The 25693-nt window shown below is 59.5% G+C and carries 27 protein-coding genes; 13 read left to right on the forward strand and 14 right to left on the reverse strand.

Going from position 1 to position 25693, the window contains the following annotated elements; translation table 11 throughout:
* Positions 1-109: 109 nt before the first annotated feature.
* The gene (locus ACIOTN_RS08165; RefSeq protein ID WP_133834063.1) at positions 110-718 is read right to left on the reverse strand and encodes an NAD(P)-dependent oxidoreductase; all 609 of its coding nucleotides are present in this window, start codon (positions 716-718) and stop codon (positions 110-112) included.
* Positions 719-801: 83 nt separating this feature from the next.
* On the opposite strand from ACIOTN_RS08165, the gene ACIOTN_RS08170 reads away from it, so the two are divergent.
* Positions 802-1170, forward strand: coding sequence for a helix-turn-helix domain-containing protein (locus tag ACIOTN_RS08170; protein ID WP_105656244.1), 369 nt, complete (start codon positions 802-804; stop codon positions 1168-1170).
* Here ACIOTN_RS08170 and ACIOTN_RS08175 read toward each other — a convergent pair.
* Entirely contained in the window at positions 1167-1676 is a 510-nt protein-coding gene (locus ACIOTN_RS08175; RefSeq protein ID WP_332504326.1) for a GNAT family N-acetyltransferase, read from the reverse strand. The genes ACIOTN_RS08170 and ACIOTN_RS08175 overlap by 4 nt on opposite strands.
* 118 nt (positions 1677-1794) lie before the next feature.
* On the opposite strand from ACIOTN_RS08175, the gene ACIOTN_RS08180 reads away from it, so the two are divergent.
* Positions 1795-2931 carry an acyl-CoA dehydrogenase family protein gene (locus ACIOTN_RS08180; RefSeq protein ID WP_402735117.1) on the forward strand — a complete coding sequence of 379 codons (1137 nt, stop codon included), beginning with the start codon at positions 1795-1797 and terminating at the stop codon, positions 2929-2931.
* 10 nt (positions 2932-2941) lie between these two features.
* Here ACIOTN_RS08180 and ACIOTN_RS08185 read toward each other — a convergent pair whose 3' ends face one another.
* A complete protein-coding gene (locus ACIOTN_RS08185; RefSeq protein WP_402735118.1) occupies positions 2942-3646 on the reverse strand; it encodes an NUDIX hydrolase in 705 nt (234 codons plus the stop codon).
* Positions 3647-3892: 246 nt separating this feature from the next.
* On the opposite strand from ACIOTN_RS08185, the gene ACIOTN_RS08190 reads away from it, so the two are divergent.
* Positions 3893-4663 carry a 3-hydroxybutyrate dehydrogenase gene (locus tag ACIOTN_RS08190; RefSeq protein WP_402735119.1) on the forward strand — a complete coding sequence of 257 codons (771 nt, stop codon included), beginning with the start codon at positions 3893-3895 and terminating at the stop codon, positions 4661-4663.
* 28 nt (positions 4664-4691) lie between these two features.
* Here ACIOTN_RS08190 and ACIOTN_RS08195 read toward each other — a convergent pair whose 3' ends face one another.
* Positions 4692-5750 carry a YeiH family protein gene (locus tag ACIOTN_RS08195; protein ID WP_105656248.1) on the reverse strand — a complete coding sequence of 353 codons (1059 nt, stop codon included), beginning with the start codon at positions 5748-5750 and terminating at the stop codon, positions 4692-4694.
* A 72-nt stretch (positions 5751-5822) separates the two neighbouring features.
* Here ACIOTN_RS08195 and ACIOTN_RS08200 point away from each other — a divergent pair, with 72 nt between their 5' ends.
* On the forward strand, positions 5823-6755 hold the full coding sequence (locus ACIOTN_RS08200; protein WP_105656249.1) for a LysR family transcriptional regulator: 933 nt from the start codon (positions 5823-5825) through the stop codon (positions 6753-6755).
* Between the two features lie 127 nt (positions 6756-6882).
* Here the strand turns inward: ACIOTN_RS08200 and ACIOTN_RS08205 are convergent, their stop codons facing one another.
* Positions 6883-8118 carry a PLP-dependent aminotransferase family protein gene (locus tag ACIOTN_RS08205; protein ID WP_105656250.1) on the reverse strand — a complete coding sequence of 412 codons (1236 nt, stop codon included), beginning with the start codon at positions 8116-8118 and terminating at the stop codon, positions 6883-6885.
* A gap of 429 nt (positions 8119-8547) precedes the next feature.
* Positions 8548-8937 (reverse strand): helix-turn-helix domain-containing protein, encoded by a 390-nt coding sequence (locus ACIOTN_RS08210; RefSeq protein ID WP_105662004.1) that lies wholly within the window; start codon positions 8935-8937, stop codon positions 8548-8550.
* 380 nt (positions 8938-9317) lie between these two features.
* Between ACIOTN_RS08210 and ACIOTN_RS08215 the strand changes: the two genes are divergently transcribed.
* The 3 genes from ACIOTN_RS08215 (at position 9318) to ACIOTN_RS08225 (ending at position 11593) form a co-directional block, all read left to right on the forward strand.
* A complete protein-coding gene (locus tag ACIOTN_RS08215) occupies positions 9318-10493 on the forward strand; it encodes an NADP-dependent malic enzyme (RefSeq protein ID WP_105662003.1) in 1176 nt (391 codons plus the stop codon).
* A 175-nt stretch (positions 10494-10668) separates the two neighbouring features.
* Positions 10669-11112, forward strand: coding sequence for a DUF4262 domain-containing protein (locus ACIOTN_RS08220; RefSeq protein ID WP_332731302.1), 444 nt, complete (start codon positions 10669-10671; stop codon positions 11110-11112).
* A gap of 73 nt (positions 11113-11185) precedes the next feature.
* Complete coding sequence (locus ACIOTN_RS08225; RefSeq protein WP_181148764.1) at positions 11186-11593, forward strand: DUF4262 domain-containing protein; 408 nt, start codon at positions 11186-11188, stop codon at positions 11591-11593.
* Positions 11594-11617: 24 nt separating this feature from the next.
* Here ACIOTN_RS08225 and ACIOTN_RS08230 read toward each other — a convergent pair whose 3' ends face one another.
* Positions 11618-13099 (reverse strand): amino acid permease, encoded by a 1482-nt coding sequence (locus ACIOTN_RS08230; protein WP_105662001.1) that lies wholly within the window; start codon positions 13097-13099, stop codon positions 11618-11620.
* Positions 13100-13706: 607 nt separating this feature from the next.
* Between ACIOTN_RS08230 and ACIOTN_RS08235 the strand changes: the two genes are divergently transcribed.
* A complete protein-coding gene (locus ACIOTN_RS08235) occupies positions 13707-14552 on the forward strand; it encodes a CoA ester lyase (protein ID WP_105656257.1) in 846 nt (281 codons plus the stop codon).
* A gap of 86 nt (positions 14553-14638) precedes the next feature.
* Here the strand turns inward: ACIOTN_RS08235 and ACIOTN_RS08240 are convergent, their stop codons facing one another.
* The 4 genes from ACIOTN_RS08240 to ACIOTN_RS08255 form a co-directional block, all read right to left on the reverse strand.
* On the reverse strand, positions 14639-16129 hold the full coding sequence (locus ACIOTN_RS08240) for a sodium:alanine symporter family protein (RefSeq protein ID WP_105656258.1): 1491 nt from the start codon (positions 16127-16129) through the stop codon (positions 14639-14641).
* A gap of 227 nt (positions 16130-16356) precedes the next feature.
* The gene (ykgO, locus tag ACIOTN_RS08245; RefSeq protein WP_081461171.1) at positions 16357-16479 is read right to left on the reverse strand and encodes a type B 50S ribosomal protein L36; all 123 of its coding nucleotides are present in this window, start codon (positions 16477-16479) and stop codon (positions 16357-16359) included.
* Positions 16469-17530: a GTP-binding protein gene (locus tag ACIOTN_RS08250; RefSeq protein ID WP_402735120.1), complete on the reverse strand. Its 1062-nt coding sequence runs from the start codon at positions 17528-17530 to the stop codon at positions 16469-16471. The genes ykgO and ACIOTN_RS08250 overlap by 11 nt, the downstream gene beginning before the upstream one ends.
* A 111-nt stretch (positions 17531-17641) precedes the next feature.
* Entirely contained in the window at positions 17642-18499 is an 858-nt protein-coding gene (locus ACIOTN_RS08255) for a fumarylacetoacetate hydrolase family protein (RefSeq protein WP_332731296.1), read from the reverse strand.
* Positions 18500-18719: 220 nt separating this feature from the next.
* Here ACIOTN_RS08255 and ACIOTN_RS08260 point away from each other — a divergent pair, with 220 nt between their 5' ends.
* The 4 genes from ACIOTN_RS08260 to ACIOTN_RS08275 are packed head-to-tail and all read left to right on the forward strand — an operon-like array spanning position 18720 to position 22315.
* Entirely contained in the window at positions 18720-19361 is a 642-nt protein-coding gene (locus ACIOTN_RS08260; RefSeq protein ID WP_105656261.1) for an ABC transporter permease, read from the forward strand.
* Positions 19354-20616 carry a betaine/proline/choline family ABC transporter ATP-binding protein gene (locus tag ACIOTN_RS08265; protein ID WP_105656262.1) on the forward strand — a complete coding sequence of 421 codons (1263 nt, stop codon included), beginning with the start codon at positions 19354-19356 and terminating at the stop codon, positions 20614-20616. Before ACIOTN_RS08260 ends, ACIOTN_RS08265 begins: the two co-directional genes overlap by 8 nt.
* The gene (locus ACIOTN_RS08270; RefSeq protein WP_402735121.1) at positions 20613-21341 is read left to right on the forward strand and encodes an ABC transporter permease; all 729 of its coding nucleotides are present in this window, start codon (positions 20613-20615) and stop codon (positions 21339-21341) included. Before ACIOTN_RS08265 ends, ACIOTN_RS08270 begins: the two co-directional genes overlap by 4 nt.
* A complete protein-coding gene (locus tag ACIOTN_RS08275; RefSeq protein ID WP_219844107.1) occupies positions 21338-22315 on the forward strand; it encodes a glycine betaine ABC transporter substrate-binding protein in 978 nt (325 codons plus the stop codon). The genes ACIOTN_RS08270 and ACIOTN_RS08275 overlap by 4 nt, the downstream gene beginning before the upstream one ends.
* Positions 22316-22464: 149 nt before the next feature.
* On the opposite strand, the gene ACIOTN_RS08280 is transcribed toward ACIOTN_RS08275, so the two are convergent.
* Entirely contained in the window at positions 22465-22623 is a 159-nt protein-coding gene (locus ACIOTN_RS08280; RefSeq protein ID WP_166650780.1) for a hypothetical protein, read from the reverse strand.
* Positions 22624-22844: 221 nt separating this feature from the next.
* Here ACIOTN_RS08280 and ACIOTN_RS08285 point away from each other — a divergent pair, with 221 nt between their 5' ends.
* The gene (locus tag ACIOTN_RS08285) at positions 22845-23393 is read left to right on the forward strand and encodes a YceI family protein (protein ID WP_105656264.1); all 549 of its coding nucleotides are present in this window, start codon (positions 22845-22847) and stop codon (positions 23391-23393) included.
* A gap of 113 nt (positions 23394-23506) precedes the next feature.
* Here the strand turns inward: ACIOTN_RS08285 and ACIOTN_RS08290 are convergent, their stop codons facing one another.
* A complete protein-coding gene (locus ACIOTN_RS08290) occupies positions 23507-23950 on the reverse strand; it encodes a DUF4190 domain-containing protein (protein ID WP_105656265.1) in 444 nt (147 codons plus the stop codon).
* Between the two features lie 127 nt (positions 23951-24077).
* The gene (locus tag ACIOTN_RS08295; RefSeq protein ID WP_332728117.1) at positions 24078-25250 is read right to left on the reverse strand and encodes an MFS transporter; all 1173 of its coding nucleotides are present in this window, start codon (positions 25248-25250) and stop codon (positions 24078-24080) included.
* Between the last annotated feature and the right edge of the window lie 443 nt (positions 25251-25693).

The raw sequence follows: 25693 nt of genomic DNA on the forward strand, positions 1-25693 counted from the left end.
ACTAGTGGTGATGACCAAACCAACTCTAGCCATCTGGAACGCATTCGTCAGATCGGAGCGAATCGCTCCGATCCGACGAAACCTGGCTAGCGGAGATCCTCGAGGGGATCTACTTTTCGCTGGCCACGGTCATGCGGCGGTTCTGGTGGACCGGGCTTTCGATTTCATCGAGGATCGCCACGGCGAAGTCCTGGGAGGAAACGAAGTCGCCTGCTGGCGAATCGGTGCCCAGGATGTAGCTGCCGGTGCGGCGTGCAGGCATGATCACCGGGGCTGGAGCCGCGACGGTCCAGGTGATGCCGGAAACCGAGGTGAACATGTCGTAGACCTCGGCGCAGGTGGTGGCTTCGGCCTTGTATTCCTCCGGGAAGCCCGGGGTGTCGACCAGGCGGACGCCGTCTACCTCGGTAGCGCCGGCGCCGCCGACAACCAGCAGGCGGGCTGGGACCAGGGTTTCGGTGATCTGCTCGAAGGCATCCAGGTATTCCTGGTGGTCGCCACCGGTGCGCGATGGCGGTACGGCAATGACGAGCACGTCGTTGTTCTTTCCCAGGTCGCGGTAGGTTGCCCCGTCGCCCAGCTCGGCGGCCACGGTGGTGGTTCCGTCGATTCCCTTGCCCGAACGGGAGACCGAGGTGACCTCATGGCCGCGTGAAATGGCTTCGGCAACGACTTCCGAGCCGACCATGCCGGTAGCTCCGTAAACTGCAATCTTCATGGTGTTCTCTTTCCTTGGGAAATTGGGTCCGGCACAATGGTATCTTTTAGATACCGCCCACTACAACGAAACTAGGTTTCCTCATGGATAGCCATGGCTCTTTTGACGTGTTCGTGCAGCAATGCCCTTCACGTGAAATCATGCAGCGCCTAGGCGATAAATGGACTCCGCTGGTCCTCCTGTCCCTGGCTGGCGGCCCGCAACGTTTCTCTGCATTACGCCAGCGCATCGGCGCGGTCACCCCGAAGGTGCTCACCAATACCCTGCGCAACCTGGAGCGTGACGGGTTGGTGCAGCGCACCGTATATGCCCAGGTGCCGGTGCGGGTCGACTACGAGCTGACTGATTTGGGACGCGGGATCCTGGAACCCATGGAAATCCTGCGCCTGTGGTCCGAGGAGCATGTGCCCAAAGTGCTCGCTGCCCGTGAGCGGTTCGACGCGCGCGGCTAATGGCCAGGTGGAGCAGCAGGACGCAGCGGCAGGAACATGAAGTGCTGGCCCACCAGCCCCTTGGTCGGATGGTTGAAGGCGCCCGGAATGGTGCCCAGGATCTTGAAGCCCAGCGATTGCCATAGACGCACTGCAGCCTCATTGGTCTCGACGACCGCATTGAACTGGATGCCGTGATAATTTTCCTGCCGGGCCCAGTCGATCACGTATTCGCCCAGTGCTCGTCCCACGCCGCGATTGCGGCATTCCGGATCGACCAGGAAGGACGCGGTGGCGATGTGGGCTCCCCGTCCGGGCTTGTTTGGCCCCATCTTGGCCGAGCCGATGATCCTGCCATCTGCCACGGCAACGACCGTTTGCCCTGGTAGCGTCTCCATCCACCAGGGGCGGGCTTCTTCAAGGGTTTGGCCTTGGGGGAAGGCGTAGGTCTGTCCCTCATCCATGATTTTGCGGTAGAAGCCGAAGATCCCAGGCCAATCCCCGGCGGTGCTTGTCCGGATTTGCATGCGGTTAGCCCAACTCTTTCGAAATGAATGCTTCGGAACTCATCCTATTGGCCCTCATTGTATCTTGCGTCACATAGACTGAGGTCAAAGACGCAAGGTGCAGGCAAAGGAGCCGGTGTTGTTTGAAGTAAGCGAAGACCAGAAGTCGTTGATCGAGATGGTCCATGATTTCGCCGAGACCAGGATTGCTCCCAATGCCCTGAAGTGGGACCAGGAACAGCACTTCCCGGTGGATGTGCTGGCCGAAGCCGGACAGCTGGGCATGGGCGGAATCTATGTTTCTGAAGATCATGGCGGATCCGGTCTGAGCCGCAGCGATGCGGTGCTGGTCTTCGAGGAACTCGCCAAGGCCGACCCGACCTTGGCCGCCTACATTTCCATCCACAACATGGTCGTGTGGATGGTCGACACCTTCGGCAACGACGCGCAGCGCGCCAAATGGCTGCCATCGATGACCGCCATGGACGACCTGGGCTCCTACTGCCTGACCGAGCCCGGAGTCGGCTCCGATGCGGCGGCCCTGTCAACCCGTGCCCGCAAGGACGGTGACGAGTATGTGCTCAGCGGCGTCAAGCAATTCATCTCGGGAGCTGGAAGCTCGGCGCTCTACATCGTCATGGCCCGTACCGCTGATACCGGTTCGCGCGGCATCAGCGCCTTCCTTGTTCCCGGGGATGCCGAGGGCCTGAGCTTCGGGCCGAACGAAAAGAAGATGGGCTGGAAGGCGCAGCCCACTCGCCAGGTGATCATGGAAGGCGTGCGCATTCCCGCCGCCAACCTGCTGGGCGAGGAAGGCCAGGGATTCTCCATGGCCATGCAGGCACTCAATGGCGGCCGCCTGAACATCGGGGCCTGCTCGCTGGGTGGCGGGCAGAGCGCGCTGGAGAAGTCGGCGCTGTATTTGAAGGAGCGCCAGGCCTTCGGCGGACCGCTGACCAGACAGGAAGCGCTGGTCTTCAAGCTGGCCGAAATGGACATGGAGCTGGAAGCCGCCCGCTCCTTGCTGCGCCGTGCCGCCGCCGCACTGGACACGAAGAGCCCGGACCGCGTCCGCCTCTGCGCGATGGCCAAGAAGATGGCCACGGACGCCGGGTTCAACGCCGCCAACAGCGCTATCCAGCTGCACGGCGGCTACGGCTACCTCGCGGACTACGGGATGGAAAAGATCACCCGGGATCTGCGCGTGCACCAGATCCTGGAAGGCACCAACGAGATCATGTCGCTCATCGTCGGACGCACACTGCTGGAATCCTGATCGGTGGCAATCAGGCGTTGAACTGCTTTTCCGAATTCCGCACAGCGTTTCCCGAGAGGGAATCGCGGGGATCCGGATGAACCGATGAGATGACCGGCTCGCTGGCAATGATCTGCTCGATGCTGCCCTGCTCCATCGCATCCCGCAAGGTGCGCTGGGTGGGGCGCATCATTTTAATCTCGCCGCGTTCCAGGGAAGCGAAGAGCTCCTGGGGGCTGATCCATGTGGAGATCACCGCTTCGGTGGTCTGGTGGACTGGTTCCTGGCCGGGGCGCAAGGCCGCGACAAAGAAGTACGTATCGAACCGCCGCGGGAAACCGGCTGGGGTGACCCAATTGGCCCAGGGGCGCAGTTGGCCAGGATCCAGCAGCAGCCCTGTCTCCTCGAAGACTTCACGACGTGCTGCGGCCAGGATCTCCCCGGCCAGATGCTCCGCGCGATCTGGTCCTTCCCCAAGGATCGAGGTGCGCGCCCATTGCCGGGCGTGCTCGCTGAGCAAGGCGGGATCCAGCTCTCCTGCCGCCACCGCTTGGCCGTCTTGGGCATCAACTCGGCCGCCGGGATAAACCACCATGCCGGCTGCGAAGTCCATGGTGTTCACGCGATGCTGGACGAAAACCTCAAACCCGCCAGCTGCCTCGCGCAGCAGCAAAACACTGGCCGCTTTGCGGATCGGGACCTCGGCGGGAGTCGCAGGTATCGGGGAAGTCGTCATTGCCTACCATGTCCTTGGCTCTTGGGAGTGAAAATAGCCTTCGAGAGCCAGCTTAGCTTCCAGCGCACAGCAAATTCGCAACCGGCAGTAGCCGCTGTGCATGCTTGCACATTGACCTGCGGAATCTGCACAGCAAATGCCGTTGACCGGATTCCTGGCGGAGCCTAGTTTGAATCAGAGAGACCTGCGCGAGCTGCGGGCATCGCAACTGGAAGCCGCAGGGGAGCCGAGCAGAGGATGAGCGCAATGGCGGAACAGATTGGCCCATGGCCCCAGGGGTTAAAGGGGCGCCGCGCTTTGGTTACCGGAGGCGCCTCCGGCATAGGCCTGGCCACTGCCCGGGCATTTGCCCGCGCCGGTGCCGCCGTGACGATTGCCGACCTCAATGAACAGGCCGCTGAAGAAGCGGCCAGCGAGCTTGGCGGAAAAGCATGGGCTGTGGATCTTTCGGATACCGCGTCACTGGAAGATCTCAGCTTGGATACCGACATCCTGATTAACAACGCCGGCGTGCAAAGAGTGGCTCCAATCCACGAGTACGACCCCGAAGCCTGGCGGCTGATCCATCGGCTCATGCTGGAGTCGCCTTTCCTGCTGATCAGGGCAGCACTGCCCGGCATGCGCGAGCGCGGCTTCGGCCGCATCATCAATATTTCTTCGATCCACGGGCTCCGGGCCAGCGCATTCAAGAGCGCCTACGTTGCGGCCAAGCACGGGTTGGAGGGACTGTCGAAGGTCACTGCATTGGAAGGTGCCGACTACGGGATCACCAGCAACTGCATCAACCCGGGGTATGTGCGTACCCCATTGGTGGAGCGGCAGATTGCCGATCAAGCGAATTCGCATGGCATTGACGAGTCGGATGTCATCCAGAAGATCTTGCTTGCCGAATCGGCCATCAAGCGCCTGGTTGAACCAGAGGAAGTCGCTTCGCTGGCGGCCTGGCTCAGTGCGGATACCGCGGGCATGGTGACCGGAGCGTCCTACACCATGGATGGCGGCTGGAGCGCGAAATAGGTGCGGCGGGCACACATGGCTGCCATGCCTAAGCCGGCGGGAACAGCAGGGTTCCGCCGATCGACACGGCGATGATCACCAAGGTGGACAGCAGCCCCAGCAGCAATGAACGTCCGCCGGTTTTTACGATGCTGCGCAGGTGGACCCCGAGCCCCAAGGCGAACATGGCCGCGGCAAGCAGGAGCGTCTGCACGCTGGCCGCAACTGAAAGCCACGCCTCGGGCACCAGCCCGGTGGTGCGCAGCAGCATTGCCGCCAGGAACCCGAGCACGAACAGCGGCACCAGTGGCGGGTTCTTGCCGCCTTGCACCGATTGGCGCCGCCGCATGAAGACGCCGACGCCGGCAATGATTGGAGCCAGCAGGACCACCCGGGCCAGCTTGACGGTCACCGCCACGGCCAAGGCGCCGGCACCTACCGAACCGCCGGCGGCGACGACTTGTGCGACCTCATGGGTGGACGCACCGATAAGCATGCCGATGCTGCGTTCATCCAGCCCGAGCAGCAAGCCCACCGCGGGCATGAGCGGAATCATCAATGTCCCGAAGAGCACTACCAGCCCGATCGCGGTGGCGACCTGATCCTGCTTGGCCTTGACGACATTCTCGGCACCTGCGACCGCGGCGGCACCGCAGATGGAGAAGCCGGTGGCGATGAGCAGGCGCTGCGGCAGATCCATGCCGAGCTTCTTGCCGATCCACAAGGTGGCCAAGAACGTGATGCCAACCGAGAGGACCACCACCAGCAGTACCCCGGGGCCCAGGCCGAGGATGGTGCCCAGCGAGAGCTGCAAGCCCAGCAGCACAATGCCCAGGCGCAGCAGCTTCTTGCCGGCAATTGCCGTGCCGGGGGCAAAAGCCTGCGGGACCGGGGCAAGATTGCGCCACAGCGCACCGAGCAGGATAGCCAGCAGCAGGGCGCTCAGGCCATTGACGTAGTGGCTGGCAAACATGCACAAGATGCCGGCGAGAAGGCAGAGGAGAAGTCCCGGAAGAGCAGGAGCGAAACGCGAAGCAGGTTTTCGATGTGCGGACTGGTCACGTTTGGAGGTGGCGGATTCTTCGATGGAACTTGTGGAGTCGTGCATGGAAATAATTCTTCTCCGGCATGGCGAATTGCGGTATATCACTTCTTGCTATCGCGGACATATGATCATGATATGGAAAGCAGCTCGTCATCTCTCGAAGACATTGCCCGCTGGATTCAACCCTCCTCATTGGAGTTGCTGGTCGGCATCGCCGATCACGGGAGCCTGAGCGCCGGTGCCCGTGCGGCCGGGATGGCGCAGCCAAATGCCACCCGCGCATTGAAAACGTTGGAGCGCCGGCTGGGATACCAGCTTGTGGCACGCAAGACCACCGGATCGCGCTTGACCGCAGAGGGAGTGCTGACCGTCCAATGGGCTCGTGAAGTCCTGGACAGCCTGGAAACCTTCGCCGCTGGCGCGCGCTCGCTGGCTGAAACCGGAGAGGGAGAGCTGGAATTCGGAGCCAGCATGACGGTGGCTGAATTCTTGGCGCCAAATTGGATCGGACTACTGCATCGTGCCCTGCCACGAGTCATCCCTCGAATGAAGATCATGAATTCCCAAGATGTTATTCGTGCAGTGCAGCAGGAGGAATTGGGACTAGGATTCGTGGAAACCCCGCACATTCCTCTGGGCCTGAAAAGCCGGCAGGTACTTCACGATGAAATGCTCGTGGTCACGTCGCCTTCACATGCTTGGGCACAACGGCAGGAACCGCTGAGCCTGCACGAATTGCAAAGCACGGCGCTGATAGAACGCGAGGAAGGCTCCGGCACCCGGGCATTCTTGGATTACATTGCCCATGCCGAACGCCCGAATCCGGTCGCTGTCTTCAACTCGAACGCAACGATTTGCCAGTGCGTGGCGCGCGGAATGGGGCCCGCTGTGCTCAGCCATTTGGCGGTAGAGAGCCAGTTGGAGCAGGGGCTGCTCGTCGAGATCCCGTTTGATGGGCCGGCGCTGTTGCGCGAGCTGCGGGCGATATGGCCTGCGCACCGTGTCTTGAAAGCGACCGAGCAGAAGCTGCTTGAGATTTCCGTGGAATCACGGATTGCGCAGGGCTAGCCGGAGATCCAGGCCCCGGCTTGGAACTGTGCGGACTTGGCCACGAGGCGGACAGCAAGCTTCCCATCAAGGATGCAAGGGCGGCCATTTGTACCGGGCCGTGAGCTCCCGGTACAAGCCTCCGGCCTTAGAGTTTGGAGATCTCGTTCTTGAGCAGGCCCGACAGTCGCTGGACGCCTTCGTCGATGGTCTTCTCGTCAACGGAGCAGAAAGCCAATCGCAGCTTGTTGTCGGCTTGGCCGCTCGGGCTGAATGCCGCGCCTGGGATGAAGATGACCCCGGCCTTCACGCCCTGCTGCAGCAACGCGTAGGTGTCAATGCCTTCAGGCAAGGTCAACCAAACGAAGAAGCCGCCTTCGGGACGAGTATGGGTGACGCCTGCCGGCAGGTACTTAGCCAATGCTTCGAGCATCGCGTCGCGGCGGGAACGGTACAGGTCGTTGTACTTGGTGATCTGCCCCTTCCAATCATGCTCGTTGAGGTAGGCGCTGATGATCATCTGGTTCAAGGTCGGTGGGCACAGGGCTACCGCCTCGCCGGCCAGGTAGAAGCGGCGGAAAAGGTGGGTCGGGACCGCTGCCCAGCCGATGCGCAGGCCGGGCGCGAAGATCTTGGAGAAGGAACCCATGTAGATGACGTTTTCCGGGTCCAGGCTCCGCAGGGTAGGCGCAGGGGTTCCCTCGTAGCGCAGCATTCCGTACGGGTTGTCTTCCAGGATCAGGATGCCGGCTTCGCGGCAGATGTCCACGATTTCCTGGCGGCGTTCGGCCGCCAGAGTGATCCCTGATGGGTTGTTGAAGTTCGGGATGGTGTAGAGGAATTTGATGCGCTCGCCGGCGGCGCGCAATTCGGCGATGCGCGCACGCAGGGCATCAGGAATCAAGCCATTTGCATCGGTGCCCACGGGGCGGGCGGACACCTGGTAGGCCTCGAAGGTATTCAGGGCCCCGACATAGGTCGGATCTTCGCAGAGCACAGTGTCTCCGGGATTGCAGAAAACCTTGCAGGCCATGTCCTGTGCTGACTGGGAGCCGTTGGTGACCACGACATCTTCGACCCCCACGTTCGTGATGCCTTCAGCTGCCATGACATCGATAATTTGTGCACGCAGTTCAGGAGTGCCAAGTCCGGAGCCATATTGCAATGCTTCGGGGCCCTGCTCGACGATGATGCGCCGGGCCATTTCACCGACCTTTTCCAGCGGGAGCAGCTGCAGGTAGGGGTTGCCTCCTGCCAGGGAGACCAGGGAAGGGTCCAAGGAGAGCTCGAATACGTCGCGCACCGCGGACTGCTTGATTCCGGCCGCGCGCTCGGATAGCAAGGATTCGTGCGAAGTGGTCAGCGGTTCTGATGCGGTGGTCATGGTTCTCCTCGGCAAGGCTCCCGGGGCGGGGGAGCGGGGTTCCTGCGCTGGGTGCGGCACAAGAATTGTTTTCAAATAGAATACTTTGGTATTCCAGCAGGAAATTCAAGGCTTGGCAAGAGCTGAGTTTTCAACCACGTGATTCTTTGCTCCAGGCGAGGCGTTGCGTTCCTCGATCTTCAGCTGGCCCAACGCCGAATTGACGCGGCCGTGAAGTTTCTCGGAAAGGTTTCGCGGCTAGCTCCCGGCCAGCCAGCACTGCCGGACCAAGAGGACCAGTAATTCGACGCCGTCCGCCGAAGCCCGGAAATACCCAAGACCGGGAGGCGCCCATCCATGCGAACAGGGAATAACCCGGGACCCTGATCAGCAGGCGATCCCATCATCCGACTTCCTGCGGGCCGCTGGCGTATTCGCCGGCTGGTTGGCTCACTTCTCGGTTTCGGTGCGGGAATCCAGCCAAGACTGGATGGCGCTTGGGCGAATGCGGCGATGCGTTCCACGGTATTCCACCGGAATAATCCCCGCATCGGCCAGCTTGCGCAGGTAGCTGTTGGAAATCCCGGCCATTTGGGCTGCTTGGGAAGTATTAAGGAGCAGCTCGGGTGTGCCGATGCTGACGGACTCGCCATCTGCAAACCGTGAAAGCACCTCGATCAGCGCCTGGTGCGCTTCTTTGGGCAACTTCAACGCGGTGCCGTTGACGAACACGGTCGTGTCATCCGACTCGTCCAGCGCGCGGCGTAGCCGCGCGGTGGTCTTCTCATCTAACGCCTCGAAGGTGCGGACCCTGCCCAGTGCTGAAGTCGGTGATGCCATGGCCCTTATTTTGCCTGAGATGTCCTTCGGACGCACCTCATGACGCTGCAAATGGACTGCCTGTCGCAACTCCTTTATGACACAGATGCGACGAATGGGGGTTGTACAGCGCCAAGCGGTTCCCGTATGGTGGAAAACGTAGGTCTAAAGAAAGTACTGACCAGCCATCTTCCGGCACACCATGACGGATCCTTCAGCCTCACCCGGCGGAGCCCCTCTGGGAATTGTGTACATGGAAGCCTGACGCCCTCCTTAATTGCCTGTGGGTCACGCTCCATTGCGGTCGGATGAATGGTCATGCGCGTTCCTACGCTCTGCCACCAATTTCGTGGGTACTGCGTTTTCGTCAATCAGAACTTTCTTGAAAGAAGAGCTATTCAATGTCTGTTGAATCCACTAAAGACCTGTCCACCATCACCGACGAAGAGATTTTCGACGCCCATCTTGGCGGCAAGCTTTCCGTCTCATCGCAAATGCCGCTGAACACCAAGCGCGACCTGTCCATCGCCTACACTCCGGGTGTAGCCAAGGTATCCCAGGCCATCGCAGATGATCCAGCCAAGCACGCAACCCACACTTGGGCCTCCCGCCTGGTTGCTGTGGTTTCGGACGGCACCGCTGTGCTGGGCCTGGGCAACATCGGCGCCGCTGCCTCGCTTCCGGTCATGGAAGGCAAAAGCGCCCTGTTCAAGGAATTCGGCGGCCTGGATTCGATCCCGCTGGTATTGGACACCACCGACGTCGATGAAATCGTCGAAACCGTCATTCGCCTGCGCCCGAGCTTCGGCGCCGTGAACCTGGAAGACATCTCCGCCCCGCGCTGCTTCGAAATCGAAAAGCGCCTGATCGAGGCGCTGGATATCCCTGTTATGCACGATGACCAGCACGGCACCGCGGTGGTGGTGCTGGCAGCTCTGATCGGCGCGGCCCGCCAGACCAAGCGCGACATCAGCTCGTTGAAGGTCGTCATCTCCGGTGCCGGTTCGGCTGGCGTCGCCGTCACCAACCTGCTGCTTTCGGCCGGCGTGGATGACGTCATCGTGCTCGACTCGCGTGGCACCATCCACCGCGAACGAGACGACCTTAATCCGGTCAAGGCCGACCTGGCCAGTCGCACCAACCGTGAAGATGTCATGGGTGGCCTGGCTGAGGCACTGGACGGCGCGGATGTCGTAGTGGGACTTTCCTCATCGACCTTCGAAGAAGCTGCCGTGGCGAAGATGAACAAGGACGCCATCATCTTCGCGCTGTCCAACCCGACCCCGGAAATCATGCCGGATGCTGCCGCGAAGTATGCAGCCGTGGTGGCCACTGGCCGCAGCGACTTCCCGAACCAGATCAATAACGTGCTGGCCTTCCCGGGCATCTTCCGCGGCGCCCTGGACTCCGGTGCCAAGAAGATCACCGAGGGCATGAAAGTCGCCGCGGCCCATGCCATTGCCAACCTGGTTGGTGATGATCTGGCAGCGGATTACATCATTCCTTCGGCAACCGATGACCGCGTGATGCCTGCTGTAGCCGCGGCTGTGGCTGCGGAAGCAGAAAAGGCCAGGTAGAAAAAGCTGGCGAAAAAGCACTGCCTGCAACGACTCGTTGCGGGCAGTGCTTTTTTCATGCGCCGGGCTGTTCTGAGGCCGTTGTCTTGGGATATCCACAATCGTAGAAAGTTCCTGCCGGGGCGATGAATTCGCGCCACACTTGCTGGCATCAGATCAACCAAGGAGGAATGCGATGCGTAATCCTGAAGGCGTCCATCTCAGTGTCCGCAGCTCGTTGCCCGAAATGCAGCTACTTGGCGTTGTTGCACTGCGCGAAATATCAGAGAAGGGGTATGCCGTAGTGCTCAGCACTATGGCAAGGCAGCAACAGGTCCTGGGGTACACGCTGGGATTGGCGAAACGAGGGCATCCTGAAATCGTCAGTATCGGTGGAGGCGAAGATGATGTTTTTGGGCTTCTCACGCATCTGGCATCACAAGTCGTCGAGCATGGACAAGTCTTTTCCGAAGGTACCCACAACACATCGCTATTTAGCGAGCTCATTTTCTCGGAGCCAGAGGCGGAACTGAACACTCTTCCCCTCACCAGTCTGATCCTTGGCGACATCCCGATAAGAACCCTGCATTGCATGCAACCCAGGGACTTCGCCGTGATCCAGCAACAGTCTGCTCACTAGGAACTGCGCCGCATCGTCAAAAGATGAGCAGGCAGAGGAAAGGAACTGGACCATGTGCGATATGTGCAATGGCATGACACGCAAGCAACTGGAAGCCCTGATCGACCAGCGGATCCGCGACTACGGACATGAAGTGATTTTTGTTGAGTCGGACCGGATCAGCCCATCGCTTGCCTACACCGTTGGCCTGAGTCGCATCGGGCACCCAGAATTCCTTGTTCGAGGGCTGGACATGGATGACAGCATTCAGATGCTCAACGGATTTTCTGCGTCCGTGCTGGAATGGAATGAGGTTTTCGCCCACGGGCACACCGGCCGCTGGAAGGACGGAACACTGTTGTACTTCTCCAAGATCAGTACCGGGATCCGCAAGCAGGTGCCATTGGCTTATCAGAGGTACGGAGAAAGCCTGGGGTTGCTAGAAGTCCTACTCGTCGGCAGGGATATCCCTTACGAATATGTAGTTGCCCGGCACAATTAGGCCTTGGCATCCTTTGCCAAGCGCCTAGCTTCGCCGATGGATTGCAGCGGCCTCGTTCTCCGCGCGGACTTTTGCCCGATGTGCTGCGCGCAGGGCCTGGTGGCCGTCGGATTTGCGCACCTTCAGGTAGAACATTCCAACTACAAGGAACCACAGGGGCGTAGCCAGCAACGCAGCACGCGTATCGGCCTGCGTGGTCAATGCCCACAGGACGAATACGAAGAAAGCTAGGACCATGTAGGGGGCTCCCATGCCGCCGGGGACCTTGAACTTGGAGGCATCATGCAGCTGCGGGCGGCGCTTGCGGAAGGCCAAATAGCTGATAAGGATCATTGACCAGACGAACATGAAGCACAGGGCAGACACCGTGGTCACCAACGTGAAGGCCTGGGCTACGGAGTCACCCGCGTACAACAGCACGACGGCAGCAAGAAGGAAGATGCAGGAGAATAGCAACGCATTGCGTGGCACCTGCGTGGCAGAAAGCTTGCTGAACTTCTGCGGAGCATCTCCATCCTGCGACAGGGCGTACAGCATGCGCGATGTCGAATAGATTCCGGAATTTGCACTTGAAGCGGCGGCCGTCAGCACGACGAAGTTGACCAGACCTGCAGCTGCGGCCAAGCCAGCCATCGAGAACATGCCAACGAATGGCGATGCATCAGCGGAGAACTTGTACCAGGGGGTGACGGCCATCAGGACGGTCAAGGCACCGACGTAGAACAGGATCACGCGCAGCGGAATGGAATTGATGGCCTTCGGGAGATTCTTTTCAGGATCCTTGGTTTCAGCCGCAGCCGTACCTACCAATTCAATGCCGACGAAGGCGAAAACGGCGATCTGGAAGCCTGCGACGAAGCCCATGAAACCAGTGGGGAACATGCCGCCGTGCGCCCACAGGTGGACGAAGGAAGCGGTGTCTCCCTCGGAAGAACTGAACCCGGTGGCAATCATTGCCAGGCCGCAAACGATCAACGCCAGGATTGCAACGATTTTCACCAAGGAGAACCAGAACTCGGTTTCGCCAAAAGCCTTGACCGTGGGCAGGTTCAGCCCGACCAATAGCAGGATGCAGCAAAGCGCGGGGAGCCACAACGGGATCTCGGACCACCAGTAGGCGACATACTGGGCAATCGCGACTACGTCCGCAATGCCGGTGACAACCCAGCAGAACCAATAGGTCCAGCCGGTGAAGAAGGCAGCCCAAGGTCCCAAGAGATCGCCGGCAAAATCTGCGAAGGTCTTGTAGTTCAAGTTGCTGAGCAGGATCTCGCCCATGGCACGCATGACGAAAAAGAGCATGAAACCGATGATCATGTATACGAAGATGACGGACGGTCCAGCAGCGGAAATGGTCTTGCCGGAGCCCATGAACAAGCCGGTGCCGACTGCTCCGGAGATCGCCATGAGTTGGATGTGCCTGCTGGACAGGCCGCGCTCAAGTTTCGTTCCGTCGGAAACGGTTTTCACTTGCGTGGAATCGTTCGCCACGGCTGCACCTTTCATGAGCAGATCCCTTCAGTTTTTCGAAGGAGACGGCCTGCTCGGAAGAAGAACTAGACCGCTGGAAGAGGTTATCGCAGATATATTGACCAGCTATATTTGGCCGTCACCGTGGACTGCGAGCAAGCTTAACAGTTGTGAAATTGGTTATACGCCACTCGATTCGGGCAGGCAGCCCGCTGCTTCGCGCAGTAGCCAGATGGGCAGAACCTGCACTTGAATGGGGCATTTGGATGCTGCTGGACCGCAGGGTGGCGGCATCTACCCGAAAATAAAGCCGCGGGAAATTGTGCGAAGGAAATCCTCCGGTTCCGGCAAATGGAATTAGCGGGAGGCGGTTGATCTGGAGAATCAGTACCACCGAAGATCAATACCCGTATGTCCCACCTGCAATCGGACTTCGGAAATGGCGGAACGCGGGAGCCGGGAAGCACCACGGGCAACACTGCATCCATGTTCAGCTCTACCGCGCAGAAGATGACCCGGCCCATCTTGGCAATGCGTAACAGGATTGCTCCAGCGCTGCATTCCGCGCCTTTTGGTTCACTTGAAGCAAATACTGTACATGGCCAGTGGAAGCTTGGAGGGCCAAGTGAGTAGTGTAGGACGTATGGCATTCCGAAATCGTCGAGCTGCGGCTCTTCCTGCAAAATTGTCCCGTTCCTGGCTCTTGGTCAATGCGGCCAAGGAGGAAACTTTCGCTCCTTCACTGGCTTGTGAAGCGGACTCGGTGATTTTTGATATGGAAGCTGCCGTTCCTGACGACCAGAAGATCCAGGCTCGCGATAACGTAGTGCGCGCACTGTCCAATGGCATGACTGCGTGGGTGCGCGTCAATGGCATTGACACTGATTTCTGGGCCGATGACCTTGCCGCGCTGTCGGGAACTCCCGGCCTGCGTGGAATCATGCTGGCCATGACCGAGCAGCCTGAACAGGTTACCTACAGCGCGATGAGGCTGCGCGCGGGCACTCCGGTCCTGGCCTTGATCGAAACCGCTTTGGGTATCGAGAACGCCACGCAGATCGCTTCGGCCCCGGGTACCTTCCGCCTGGCGTTCGGCATCAACGACTTCCGCAAGGACACGGGCGTCTCCGACGACCCGATGGCACTGGCCTACGCACGCGGCCGGCTCGTGATCGCTTCGCGTGTAGGCAAGCTGCCTGGCGCTATCGACGGACCTCCACCGGCAGGTGCCGATGCCGCCAAGGTGACCGAAGAAACCCGCATCACCGCCTCCATGGGCATGACCGGCAAGCTGTCGTTGTCCACCGATCACGTAGATGGCATTAACGCCGCGTTGGCACCCAGCGAAGACGAGCTGTCTTGGGCCATGGAACTGCTCGAAGCGCACGCCGCCGGCGCTTCGGTGGGCGATGGCTCATACCTGCCGCGTCTGGCCCGTGCCCAGAAGATCGCCGACCTGGCCGACTCCTACGGCCTGTGGAACGCCTAAGTCTTTAGCTGTCTTCCAACAGCAAAGAACCCGTTCAGCATCTGGAATCAATCAGATGCTGAACGGGTTCTTTTAGCTTGCGGAGCCTATGCCTCGTGGGCACCGCGGTTGCGAGAGGAACCGACGACGTCGCCAGCCTTCCATTCAGCCCAACCCGGACGATCATTCATGAAGTCCTCGATCTGCGCCTTGTTGGCTTCCAGCTTCGGGTCATGCTTGAGGTACCAGTGGGTTTCGCGAGCCACCATGCCCGAGAGGATCAGTAGGCCGATCAGGTTCGGCAGCGCCATCAGGCCGTTCATCATGTCCGAGAAGTTCCAAACGGCGGTCAGCTCGGTGGTGCAGCCTACGTAGACGACCAGCGAGAAGACGATGCGGAATGGCATCACGAGCTTGCGGCCGAAGAGGCGCTCGATGTTGCGCTCGCCGTAGTAGCTCCAGCCCAAGATAGTGGAGAAGGCGAACATGACCAGTCCGATGGTCACGATCCAGTGGCCCCATTCACCAGGCAGGCCGTGGGTGAATGCCTGGCCGGTCATCAACGCAGCGGAGATCTGCTCGCCGGTGGATTCATCGATCACCTTCCAGGTGCCGGTGGTGATGATGACCAGGCCGGTGCAGGTAACAACGATGATGGTGTCGATGAAGGTCTGGGTCATGGAGACCAGGCCCTGGCGAACCGGGTGGGTGGTCTGTGCCGACGCGGCAGCGATAGCAGCCGAACCCATGCCGGATTCGTTGGAAAAGATGCCGCGGGCAACACCGTACTGGACAGCGATGATGATGGCCGAGCCGACGAAGCCGCCAACAGCGGAAGTGCCGGTGAAGGCGTCGGTGAAGATCTCGCCGAAAGCTGCAGGAATGCCGCCGACGTTAGCGATCAGGATGTAGATCGATGCGGCCACGTAGAAGACGATCATGACCGGAACGAATCCAGCGGTGACACGGCCGATGGACTTGATGCCGCCGACCAGGACAGCGATCGACAGCACGGTCAGCACGACACCGGTAACCCATGGGGTGACGTGGAACGAATTCTCCAAGTTCAGGGCGATGGAGTTGCCCTGGGTCATGTTGCCGATGCCGAAGCAGGCCAGGGTGGCGGCGATGGCGAAGAACAGGGCCAGGAACTTGCCCAGCGGACCCTTAATGCCGCGTTCCAGGTAGTACTGCGGACCGCCGGACTTTTCGCCTGCGGCGTCGGTGCCGCGGTAACGCACGCCGAGATAGGCCTCGGTGTACTTCGATGCCATGCCCAGCAGGCCGGTGACCCACATCCAGAACAGGGCACCTGGGCCGCCGATGCCGATGGCGGTTGCGACACCGACGATGTTACCGGTTCCGACAGTGGCCGCCAGCGCTGTGGTCAGTGCCTGGAATTGCGAGATGTCGCCTTCTGCCTCGGCATCCTTGCGCTTGAGCAGGCCCAGGCGCAATGCGGCAGCGAGCTTGAAGAATTGCAGGCCACCCAAGCGGATGGTCAGGTACAGGCCAGTACCCAAAAGTAGCGGGATGAGGACAAACGGTCCCCAAATGACGGAGGAGATGTCCCCGAAGAGATCGCCCAAAGCGTCCATGGACTCAATATCCTTATGTGCGAGTGACTGATGATGAAGAGTTTCAGGCGAGAAGCCGATCCCCTTATGTGAGTGCCATCATATGGCAAGGGGAGAACTGTGTCACAAAGCGCGCTGGCGGATGCCATGTCCGGTTTGTTAACTTTATTTCACGATCAGGCCCGGGGCTCGGGCTGGCTGCCGCATTGCCGGCATCCACCGAAGTGGACGCCGGCAATTTCCGGGCTTCAGCCTTGCCGCGCTTTCATGCGCGGATTTTGCTTGTTGATCACGAAGACGCGACCTCGTCGTCTGACCACCTGGGAGCCGGGCGCCTTCTTCAATGCGCGGATGGAATTCCTAACTTTCATGCCATTCACCTCCTTCATGATGTGCGGAGCTGAACAGGTCCTTGAGTTCTTCTTCGGTGACCTGGCATTGCTCGAAGACCGTCTCGATCTGCGAAGCTTCGTGTTCGGATCCGTAGAGCAGCAATTCCGAGACGGCGATATTCGAATTCCACGCTCCGGTGTTTTCCATCCAGATGCGCGGACCGGCTCCGCCGATGGCGACGCGCTCGCTGAGGGCACTAGCCACCCAGAGGATTCCGCGGATGCAGGTGCAGGATTCAGCCAGGGACGGCAGGGCTTTGCGGAAGCGCTCGGGATGAAGCGGACGTTCGGCATGCAGGTGGATCGGCGCAGTGCGGGCATTGGTTGCTGTTCGCGGCAGGTGCCCGGCGCTGGTGCGTTGGCGCGCTGCTCCGGGGTGGAAGGAGCCGAGTCCTTCTTCGTGCACGCAGATATGCGCATGCGGTGCCATCTGCCGAGCTAATTCTAGGCCGGCTTCATAGTCGGCGCCGCCAGCGCGTCGTGGACCGGTGGCGCTTTCGAGCAGCTGGGTTTCCAGGCCTTCGACCGGAATGAGGGTATCTGCCTGCATCAATTCGGTGAAGAAGAACTCTCCCGACGTCCTCGCATCGCGTTCCATGGCGTTGAATCCCGATTCCCAGAGGGTGTGCCGGTCCCACATCTGGTTTTCCAATTCGGCGGGATCCAGGGACAAGACGATGCTGCTGATCCGGATTTCCAGTGGTTCGAGCTTTGTCTCGAGCATGTCCAGCACTGTTCCGCTATGCCATGTGGCGGGCAACGCCAGGATCATTGTGGCCTCGGAATCTTCGGGGGCCAGGCGTTGGATCGTCGGCAGGATCTCGAACTTCGTGGCACAGCCGATGCAGGGGTGCCCAAGAACGGTTTCGGCATGTTCTGCGGCTGCAGATCCGGAGACGTGGCGCACCAGCCGATTGCCGTCGACGAAGTCATAGCGCAAGGTGACGGCGTCAGGATGGTGGTGTCCCAGGTGGCTGAGGCCGGAGTCGCGGCTGGAAGTATCAAGTGCGGAGAGAACGATGAGATTCACGCGTTCAAGCTTATATGAGAATGAGTCTCAATAGCAAAATTGGGAACGGGGCTTAACGCCTCGGGGGCCCGCCCGCCAATGCGGACAGGCCCCCGGAAGCGACAAGGAATATCAGTTCTGCGGCGCGTTGAAAACTACCGCAGAGGTACCCAGGCCTTCGATCGAAGTTTCAAGTGAATCGCCGTGCTTGAGCCACGGGTGACGCCCATTCTCGTCGCGGCGGCCCAACGCAACACCAGATGGCGTACCCGTCAGGATGACGTCGCCTGGCTGCAATTCATTGAATGTCGAGAGGTAGGAAACCAAGGCGTCAGCAGAGAAAATCAGATCATCGATCTGTTCGTCCTGCACCACGGTGCCATTGACCGTGCTGGTAATGCGGGCGGCGGGGTCCAGCTCATCCGGGGTCACGAGCCACGGGCCCAGGGGAGTGGAGCGATCCCAGATCTTGCCCTGCAGCCACTCTTGGGTGCGGCCCTGGTAACCGCGCATCGACACGTCGCTGGCCACGGCGTAGCCGGCAATATGCGCGGCTGCATCCTCCTGGCTGATGCGGCGACCCGGCTTGCCGATAATGATGGCCAGCTCTGCTTCGTAGTCCACCCGATGGTCTTCCACTGGAATTTCGATGGTGTCCTTGGCGCCGCATAGGGTGGAAGCGAACTTCGCGAACACCGTCGGATACTTCGGCAGCTCTTCGCCGACCTCGGCCGCATGCGTCTTGTAGTTCAACCCGATGCAGTAGATTTTCTCCGGCTTGGGGATCAGCGGAGCGTAGTCGGCTTCGCCCTCGGCGATGGAATCACCCACTAAAGCGCGAGCAACTACTTCTTGCTGAGTTGCGTCATCAAGACGCAGGAAACGCTGCACTGAATCGAGATTGTCCAAGTAGTAGGCGCGGCCATCTTCAATGACAGCAGCGGTGGTATGGCCTGGTTCGCTGGCGAGGCGGAGCGTTGCAAGTTTCATGAATCTATCTCACTACACTTCTCGCTGAAAGTGCACCATATTTCGTGATCGGCAATTGATATCAATTGGCCTTAAATACGGCCGAGCCAGAGTTTTGATCTGGAAAACGTGGCTTGGCCATGCGCCGCTGACCCGGCTAAACTCATGGCAAGCTACGGTCCCAGAGACCAGTCTTGAAATAACGATCTAGATACGAAACTAAAGTGAAGCAGGTTTTAATGTGGGTGACTTTTTTGGCGAGCGATCTCGCCATATCCTCTTCGCCTCGTGGCAGCACTTCTCGCTAGTCGCGCAGTGCTTGATCCTGGCGACAATTATTGCTGTGCTGATTGCCGTATTGGTATACCGCAACAAGCCCCTATCAGGCTTGGCTAACGGCATTAGCGCCATCGGCCTGACTATTCCGTCCTTTGCCCTGATCGGTTTGCTTATTGTCCCCGTGGGCTTCGGGGTTACTCCGGCAGTCATCGTGGTGACGTTCTTCGCCGCCCTGCCAATTCTGCGCAACGCGATCGTTGGGCTGAACAACATCGAACCAACCATTATCGAGTCAGCGCGCGGCATCGGCATGAGCCGGCTGAAGACTCTGATATCAGTAGAAATTCCCATAGCTTGGCCGGTGATCCTGACTGGCGTACGAATTTCAGCCCAGATGGTGATGGGCGTCGCCGCAGTGGTCTCCTACGCCCTGGGTCCTGGCCTCGGCGGGTTCATCTTCCAAGGACTCTCGCGTCTGGGCGGCGCGAACTCCCTGGAATCCGTGATCACCGGCGTAGTTGGCGTCGTGATCCTGGCGCTCATTCTTGATTTGATTTTGCTCGGCATTGGCCGACTGACTACCCCGCGAGGTATCCGTGTCTGAACATAAGATCCCTGAAAATGCCGTGGCCCAGAATGTCACTGGCGCTTCGATCATGCTTGAAGAAGTAACCAAGACCTACCCGGGACAAAAGAAATCGGCCGTAGGCGGCCTGACCCTGGAGATCCCTGCCGGGTCCATCGTGATGTTCGTGGGGCCATCGGGCTGCGGCAAGACGACCACCCTGAAGATGATTAATCGCCTGATCGAGCCGACCAGCGGCAAGATCGTCATTGACGGCGAAGATGTCACCGGCATGAACGGTGATGAACTGCGCCGCCGCATTGGCTATGTGATCCAGGCTGGCGGCCTGTTCCCGCATATGACCGTGGCGACCAATATCGCCATGGTTCCAAAGATGCTGGGTTGGCCCAAGGAGAAGATCGCTGCCCGCGTCGACGAGCTGCTGGAACTCGTCTCGCTGGATCCGGAACTTTACCGGGACCGTTTCCCCAAGGAGCTCTCCGGCGGCCAGCAGCAGCGTGTGGGCGTCGCCCGTGCATTGGCAGCGGATCCACCGGTCTTGCTGATGGATGAGCCATTCGGTGCAGTTGACCCAATTACCCGCCAGCGTCTGCAGGATGAGCTGCTGAACATCCAGTCTGAAGTCCAGAAGACGATCGTGTGCGTGACCCACGACTTCGACGAAGCGGTGAAGCTCGGCGACTGGATTGCGATCTTCAACGAAGGTGCGCAGTTGGAGCAGTACGACTCCCCAGAAAGGATCCTGGCCAATCCGGCCAGCGAGTTCGTGGAGAACTTCATCGGTTCGGGTGCCGGCTTGAAGCAGCTGACCTTGACGCGGGTGAACGAAGTGGAACTGGGAGAAGCCATCACCACCACACCGGGCAAGAATGCTTCGGAGGTGCTCTCGCAGCTGCAGGGCGCCGGACGCAAATACGCGGTAGTGCTTGATTCGCGGGGACGTCCGCTGCGCCGCATGGACCGCCGGCAACTGTCGCGTGCCCAGATCATCGAGGGTACCTACGATGAATCCATGCCGGTCGTCGGTGAGCAGGCCACCTTGAACGACGCATTGGACACCATGCTGGTGGCCAGTTCCGAGTCGGCCCTGGTAACGGGACGCCGTGATGTGCTCACGGGTGTCATCACGGTGCAGACCGTCATGGAGGCGATCGCGGCCGCGAACAACACCACGGATGCTAATCACGAGGCGCCGGTTGGCCTGAACTCGGGTGCCATCAACGTCGTGAATATCGATAGTGCGGCCACCGGGCAGGATGGTGAATCGGCATGAGATCCGAAACCCGCAGCTTGATTTGGCAGATCGCCGGAATCGCAGCTGCTTTCGCCATCTTGGTGGGTTGGCTGGTAACAGCCGACCTGACCGAGACCGAACAGCAAACGCTGGATCCGGCAACGATTTGGGGCTACACCCTCGACCACCTGAAGATCACGGTCATCTCGGCGCTCATCGTGCTGCTGATCGCGATTCCGCTCGGCGTGCTGCTCACTCGCCCCGGACTGCGCAAGGCAGCCCCGGCGGTGCGCGCCATTGCCAACTTCGGCCAAGCCGCACCCGCCATTGGCGTCATCGTGCTCTTGGCCTTCTGGTTGGGGTTCGGCCCGACAACTGCCATTGTCTCACTGGTGATCTATGCGATTCTTCCGGTGCTCTCCAACACCATTGTTGGCCTGCAGCAGGTTGATGAACGCCTGGTGGAGGCCGGGCGGGGAATCGGCATGAGCCAGATGTCCGTGCTGTTGAAGGTCGAGCTGCCGTTGGCCGTCCCGGTGATGCTATCGGGCATCCGCACAGCCCTGGTGCTGCTGGTAGGCACCGCGACGTTGGCAACCTTTATCAACGGCGGCGGGCTGGGCATCTTGATCACTACGGGTGTGAACCTGAACCTGAATGTGGTGCTGATTGCCGGCTCGTTGCTAGTGGCCTTGCTGGCTTTGACGATTGACTGGCTTGGCCGCGTCGTCGAACAGGTGGCACGACCGAGAGGACTTTCGTGAACCGCAAACTGAATTTAGCTGTCCTGTCCATGGCCGCGCTGATCGGAATGACTGGGTGCGGACTTAGCCCATCGACCGGGACGGTGCCCAACGCCGGCCCCGCCGAGATCAAGCCGCTGGTCGAAAACGCTGAAGACACCACCGTGACCGTCACGTCCAAGTCCTTTACCGAGCAGCTGCTGCTGGGGAAGATCACCGTGATCGCGCTCAAGGCTGCCGGCTATGACGTCACCGACCTGACCAATGTTCCTGGCTCCCAGCCGGCACGTCAGTTGCTGCTTTCCGGCGACGCGAGCGTGCTCTGGGAGTACACCGGTACCGCGTGGCTGACCTACTTGGGCCACGAATCACCTGTTGTGGGTGAAGAAGAGCAGTGGCAGTCGGTGCACGATGAGGATGTTGCCAATGGAATTATCTGGGGAAATCCGGCACCGTTGAACAACACCTACGCATTGGCGATGAACGAAGAAACGACCAAGCGGCTGGGTATCACCAAGCTTTCCGAACTGCAGACGCTGGACCCCGAAGATCTGACGTTCTGCGTCGACCCGGAATTCAATTCCCGTCGAGACGGTCTGACTCCAATGCTGGAACACTACGATATCGACCGTGGTTCAGAAGTGGCTGAGGACAATATCGGTCTGTACGACGTGGGTGCCATTTACCAGGCAACCGCTAATGGCGCGTGCAACTTCGGTGAAGTCTTCACCACTGACGGGCGCATCAAGGCGCTTAACTTGACCGTGCTGGAAGATGACCGGAAGTATTTCCCAAGCTACAACGCCGCCCCGGCTTTCAACGGAGAATTCCTTGAAAAGCACCCGGAAATCCAGCAGATCATGGACAAGATCGCTCCGTTGCTGACTGATCAGGTCTTGATGGACCTGAATTACCAGGTGGACGTGGTTGGCCGTGAACCGGCGGATGTTGCCTTCGAATGGATGGTTGGCCAAGGCTTGGTCTCCAATCCCTAACCGAGGCAACGAAAACTGCATGGATTAAGCAATGGATCCCCGGCATCGCGATGCCGGGGATCCATTTCAATGTCGCCGAGGATTCACTGGGGATTGGTTTCTCTCGGATGGATTTGCTTGCAGGATAGAAATAGGTGGAGGCCATCTACCTATTGCTGGTTCCGGGTGCCTAGCTCGCCGTCGACTTCATCGGCGATTTCGGTCGTGGCAGCGGTAGTGATGGATTCTTCCTGCCAAATTTCCTCTAGCTCTGCGGATAACTCGGCTTCTTCTTGGGCATGATCGGGAACTGGGTCATTTGCGTTCATGGCCTCAGTCTAGCCATGTACGCGTCTGAGTAAAGGGGTGCATGAAAAATGACTTCAGTAGAAACTTTCCTAGTCAGTATCAAAATACGGATCTCTTGAATAGCCAGATGAAACTTTTTTAGGGAAAGTGGTTGACGCTTCAACTTCATTAGTGTCATACTGGTATCAGCAAAACAAATTGAGGCGTCAACTACTTGATGGCCCGACGAAAGGACTTAGACATGACTGCATCTGCACTGACCACCGGAACCTGGAACCTCGACGCATCGCACTCCGAGATCGGCTTCTCGGTTCGCCACGCAGGCATCTCCAAGGTTCGCGGCAGCTTCACTGAATTCGACGCAACCCTGACCACCGGCGCAACCTTGGCGGACTCCTCGGTCGAGGCAACCGTCCAGATCGCATCGGTCAACACCAAGGACGCTAACCGCGACGGCCACCTGAAGGGCGAGGACTTCTTCAACGCCGAGCAGTTCCCAACCATGACCTTCAAGTCCACTGCGGTCAAGGGCGAGGCTGGCGAGTTCATTCTCGTTGGCGATCTGACCATCCGCGGCGTGAGCAAGGAAGTTGAATTCGAAGCAGAGCTCGGCGGCGAAGCTGTAGACGCTTTCGGTGCAACCCGCGTTGGCTTCTTCGCATCCACGACCATCTCCCGCAAGGAATTCGGCATCACCTGGAACGCAGCACTGGAAGCCGGTGGCGTTCTGGTCAGCGACAAGGTCAAGATCGAAATCGACGCTTCGTTCGTACTGCCAACCGCAGAGTAAAAGTTTCCCGAAGGCCGTCATGGGGATGACGGGACAAGGGCCGATACCGGCAAAGCCTCCGGCTCACGAAAGTGAGCCGGAGGCTTTGTCGTTAAAGTGGAGGGAAGAAGTGCCTAGGACCCGCTGAATGACGGGTCCACGGAAAATGCGATAGCACCGATGACAAGGAATGCGACATACACGATCCAGAGCACGCCCAAAATGGTGCCGATCCAACCGGTCACTTTGCCGACCGTGGATACCGTATTGAATTCCCTTTCGGCTTTATTGGCCTTGAAAATAGCAATCGGGCCAAGGATCACGCCTGCAACGAAGATGGACACAATGCCAAGAATCATCGAGGTCTGTGCCAGCTGGGTGCCTTGAAATTGGGATGCTGTCGGATAGCCGAAGTTGCCCTGGGGGTACTGGCCCGGTTGGCCATGTGCCTGTTGATTGTAGTAAGGCTGTTGCGGGACGCCGTTGAGATCGTAGGAACCAGGCTGCTGGTACTGCCGGTTCTGACCCTGGTGCCCTGAAGAATAGGGGTTTCGTGGTTCTTCGCCTGGACTGGTCATGGCAACCTGCTTTCCGCTTGTGAGGCTCGTTCGCTTAATTCAAGATTCTCACATGCAACCGGCAATAACATCTAATCTCTAGAAGAACTCTCTGCAATGCCAGAATGCCCCCTACCTGCCAGTGAAGTCAGCTGGCTGGATGCATTCTGCGCCACAGCGCATGAGTGCCAGTCGCCACCGCCACAAGTAATAGGCTCAGTGCCAAGCCGATTCCGAAGATCTGGCCGTAGTGGCCATTCTGCGCTAGATCTGCAGTTAGGTAGGTCGCCGCAGATGCCCCCGCGAACAGGGCAAAAACGAACAGTGAAACGGTGGTGGCCCGCGCGTCAGGCGAGATATCGGTCGCCCACCCCTGCATTGATGAGTGCATGATCGCGTTCGTGGCACCCAGGAAGAACGCGGTGAAGGTGTAGGAGGCAGGGGAGGGAGCGAACGCCGAGGGGAGGAAAGCTGCGCAAAGCACCAGGCCGCCACCCCCAATAAGCCACGTTCGGCCAATGCGTGCCACCAATCGGCGCATCAAGCGTGCACCCAGAATGACTCCCAGGGCAAAAGCGCAACCTAGCGCTCCCGCCAAGCCAATAGCGACACCGGATTCTTGCAAGGCGGGAACGATATAGGTCAGCAATCCCATGAGCAGCCCGCCTTCGAGGAAGACGATGGCATAAAGGGCCAAATTCATGGGACGCAAAGCTGCACGGAATTGGAATCCGGAACGCGAATGTTCGGGCTCTGCCGCCTTCCGCAAGCTATACAGGGCCGCTACGCAACCCAGTGCAGGCAACAGGAACACCAGCCGCCAGTTCGCGTATGTTGCCAATGCTCCTGAAGCTAATGTCGCCAGGGTGGTGCCCAGCGAGGAATAGATCTGCAAATCAGATAAGCCCCGCGCGCGTTCTACCCCGGTACGCGTATCGCCCAGGAGCGTCATCAGCGTTGGATACAGCGCGCCGAACATAAACCCGGTGAGGGAGCGGGCAATGAGTAGCGGCAAATAGTCGGTGAACATGATGCTGGCGACCGCGCCGAGGCCAGCGCCGATGAGCGCCGCGCGCAAAACCGCCAGACGCCCGAAACGATCGCTAAGCACGCCCCAGATCGGCTGGCCAATGGCATAGAACAAGGCATAGGAAGCTACCAGTTGGACAGCTTGGGCGAAACTGAGCGAGGTACCCAGCGAAAGTGCGACCAGCATGGGAGGGGTGCCATAGCGGTCGAAGAAGGAAAGGAAGCCGACGAAGCGCAAAGCCGAATCGGGAATGGTGCGTACCGAAATCCGAAGGTCCTGTTGTTTCTCCATCCCGGCCCTTCAAGTGAGAATCTTCCGCCTGCCTATCCATGTAATCAGAATCTGCCCGCTGATGCTGTTTTGGATGACAGCTGCCACGGGCAGATGACGCATCGGCAGCTAGGCAGTTACTGGTGATTCAGTCATGAATTGAGCGAAGAATTCGCCCAACTCACCGGTCGCGTCCAGCGGCAGCGCCATAGACACGTCCAAGCCTGGACAGGATTGGCGGGCTGGGTGCGCCAGATATCTCCGGTGATGAAAATCCGAGGCAAGGGAAGCATAACGGATTGCCGTCACGATGGAGCCAGGGAAGTCATCGCGGGCTTGAGCGTTTCCATGCCACCGGTGCGCTTCCGCGAAATGTTCGAAGCTGGACTGCCGGCTTCGCTTTTTTGCCGCGCGCGATCGAATAGAGGCGGACCTGAAGGGTTTTATTGCCGGCGGCTAGGGCA

The organism is Glutamicibacter sp. NPDC087661, assembly GCF_044743275.1.
In the GTDB taxonomy this organism is placed as follows: Bacteria; Actinomycetota; Actinomycetes; order Actinomycetales; family Micrococcaceae; genus Glutamicibacter.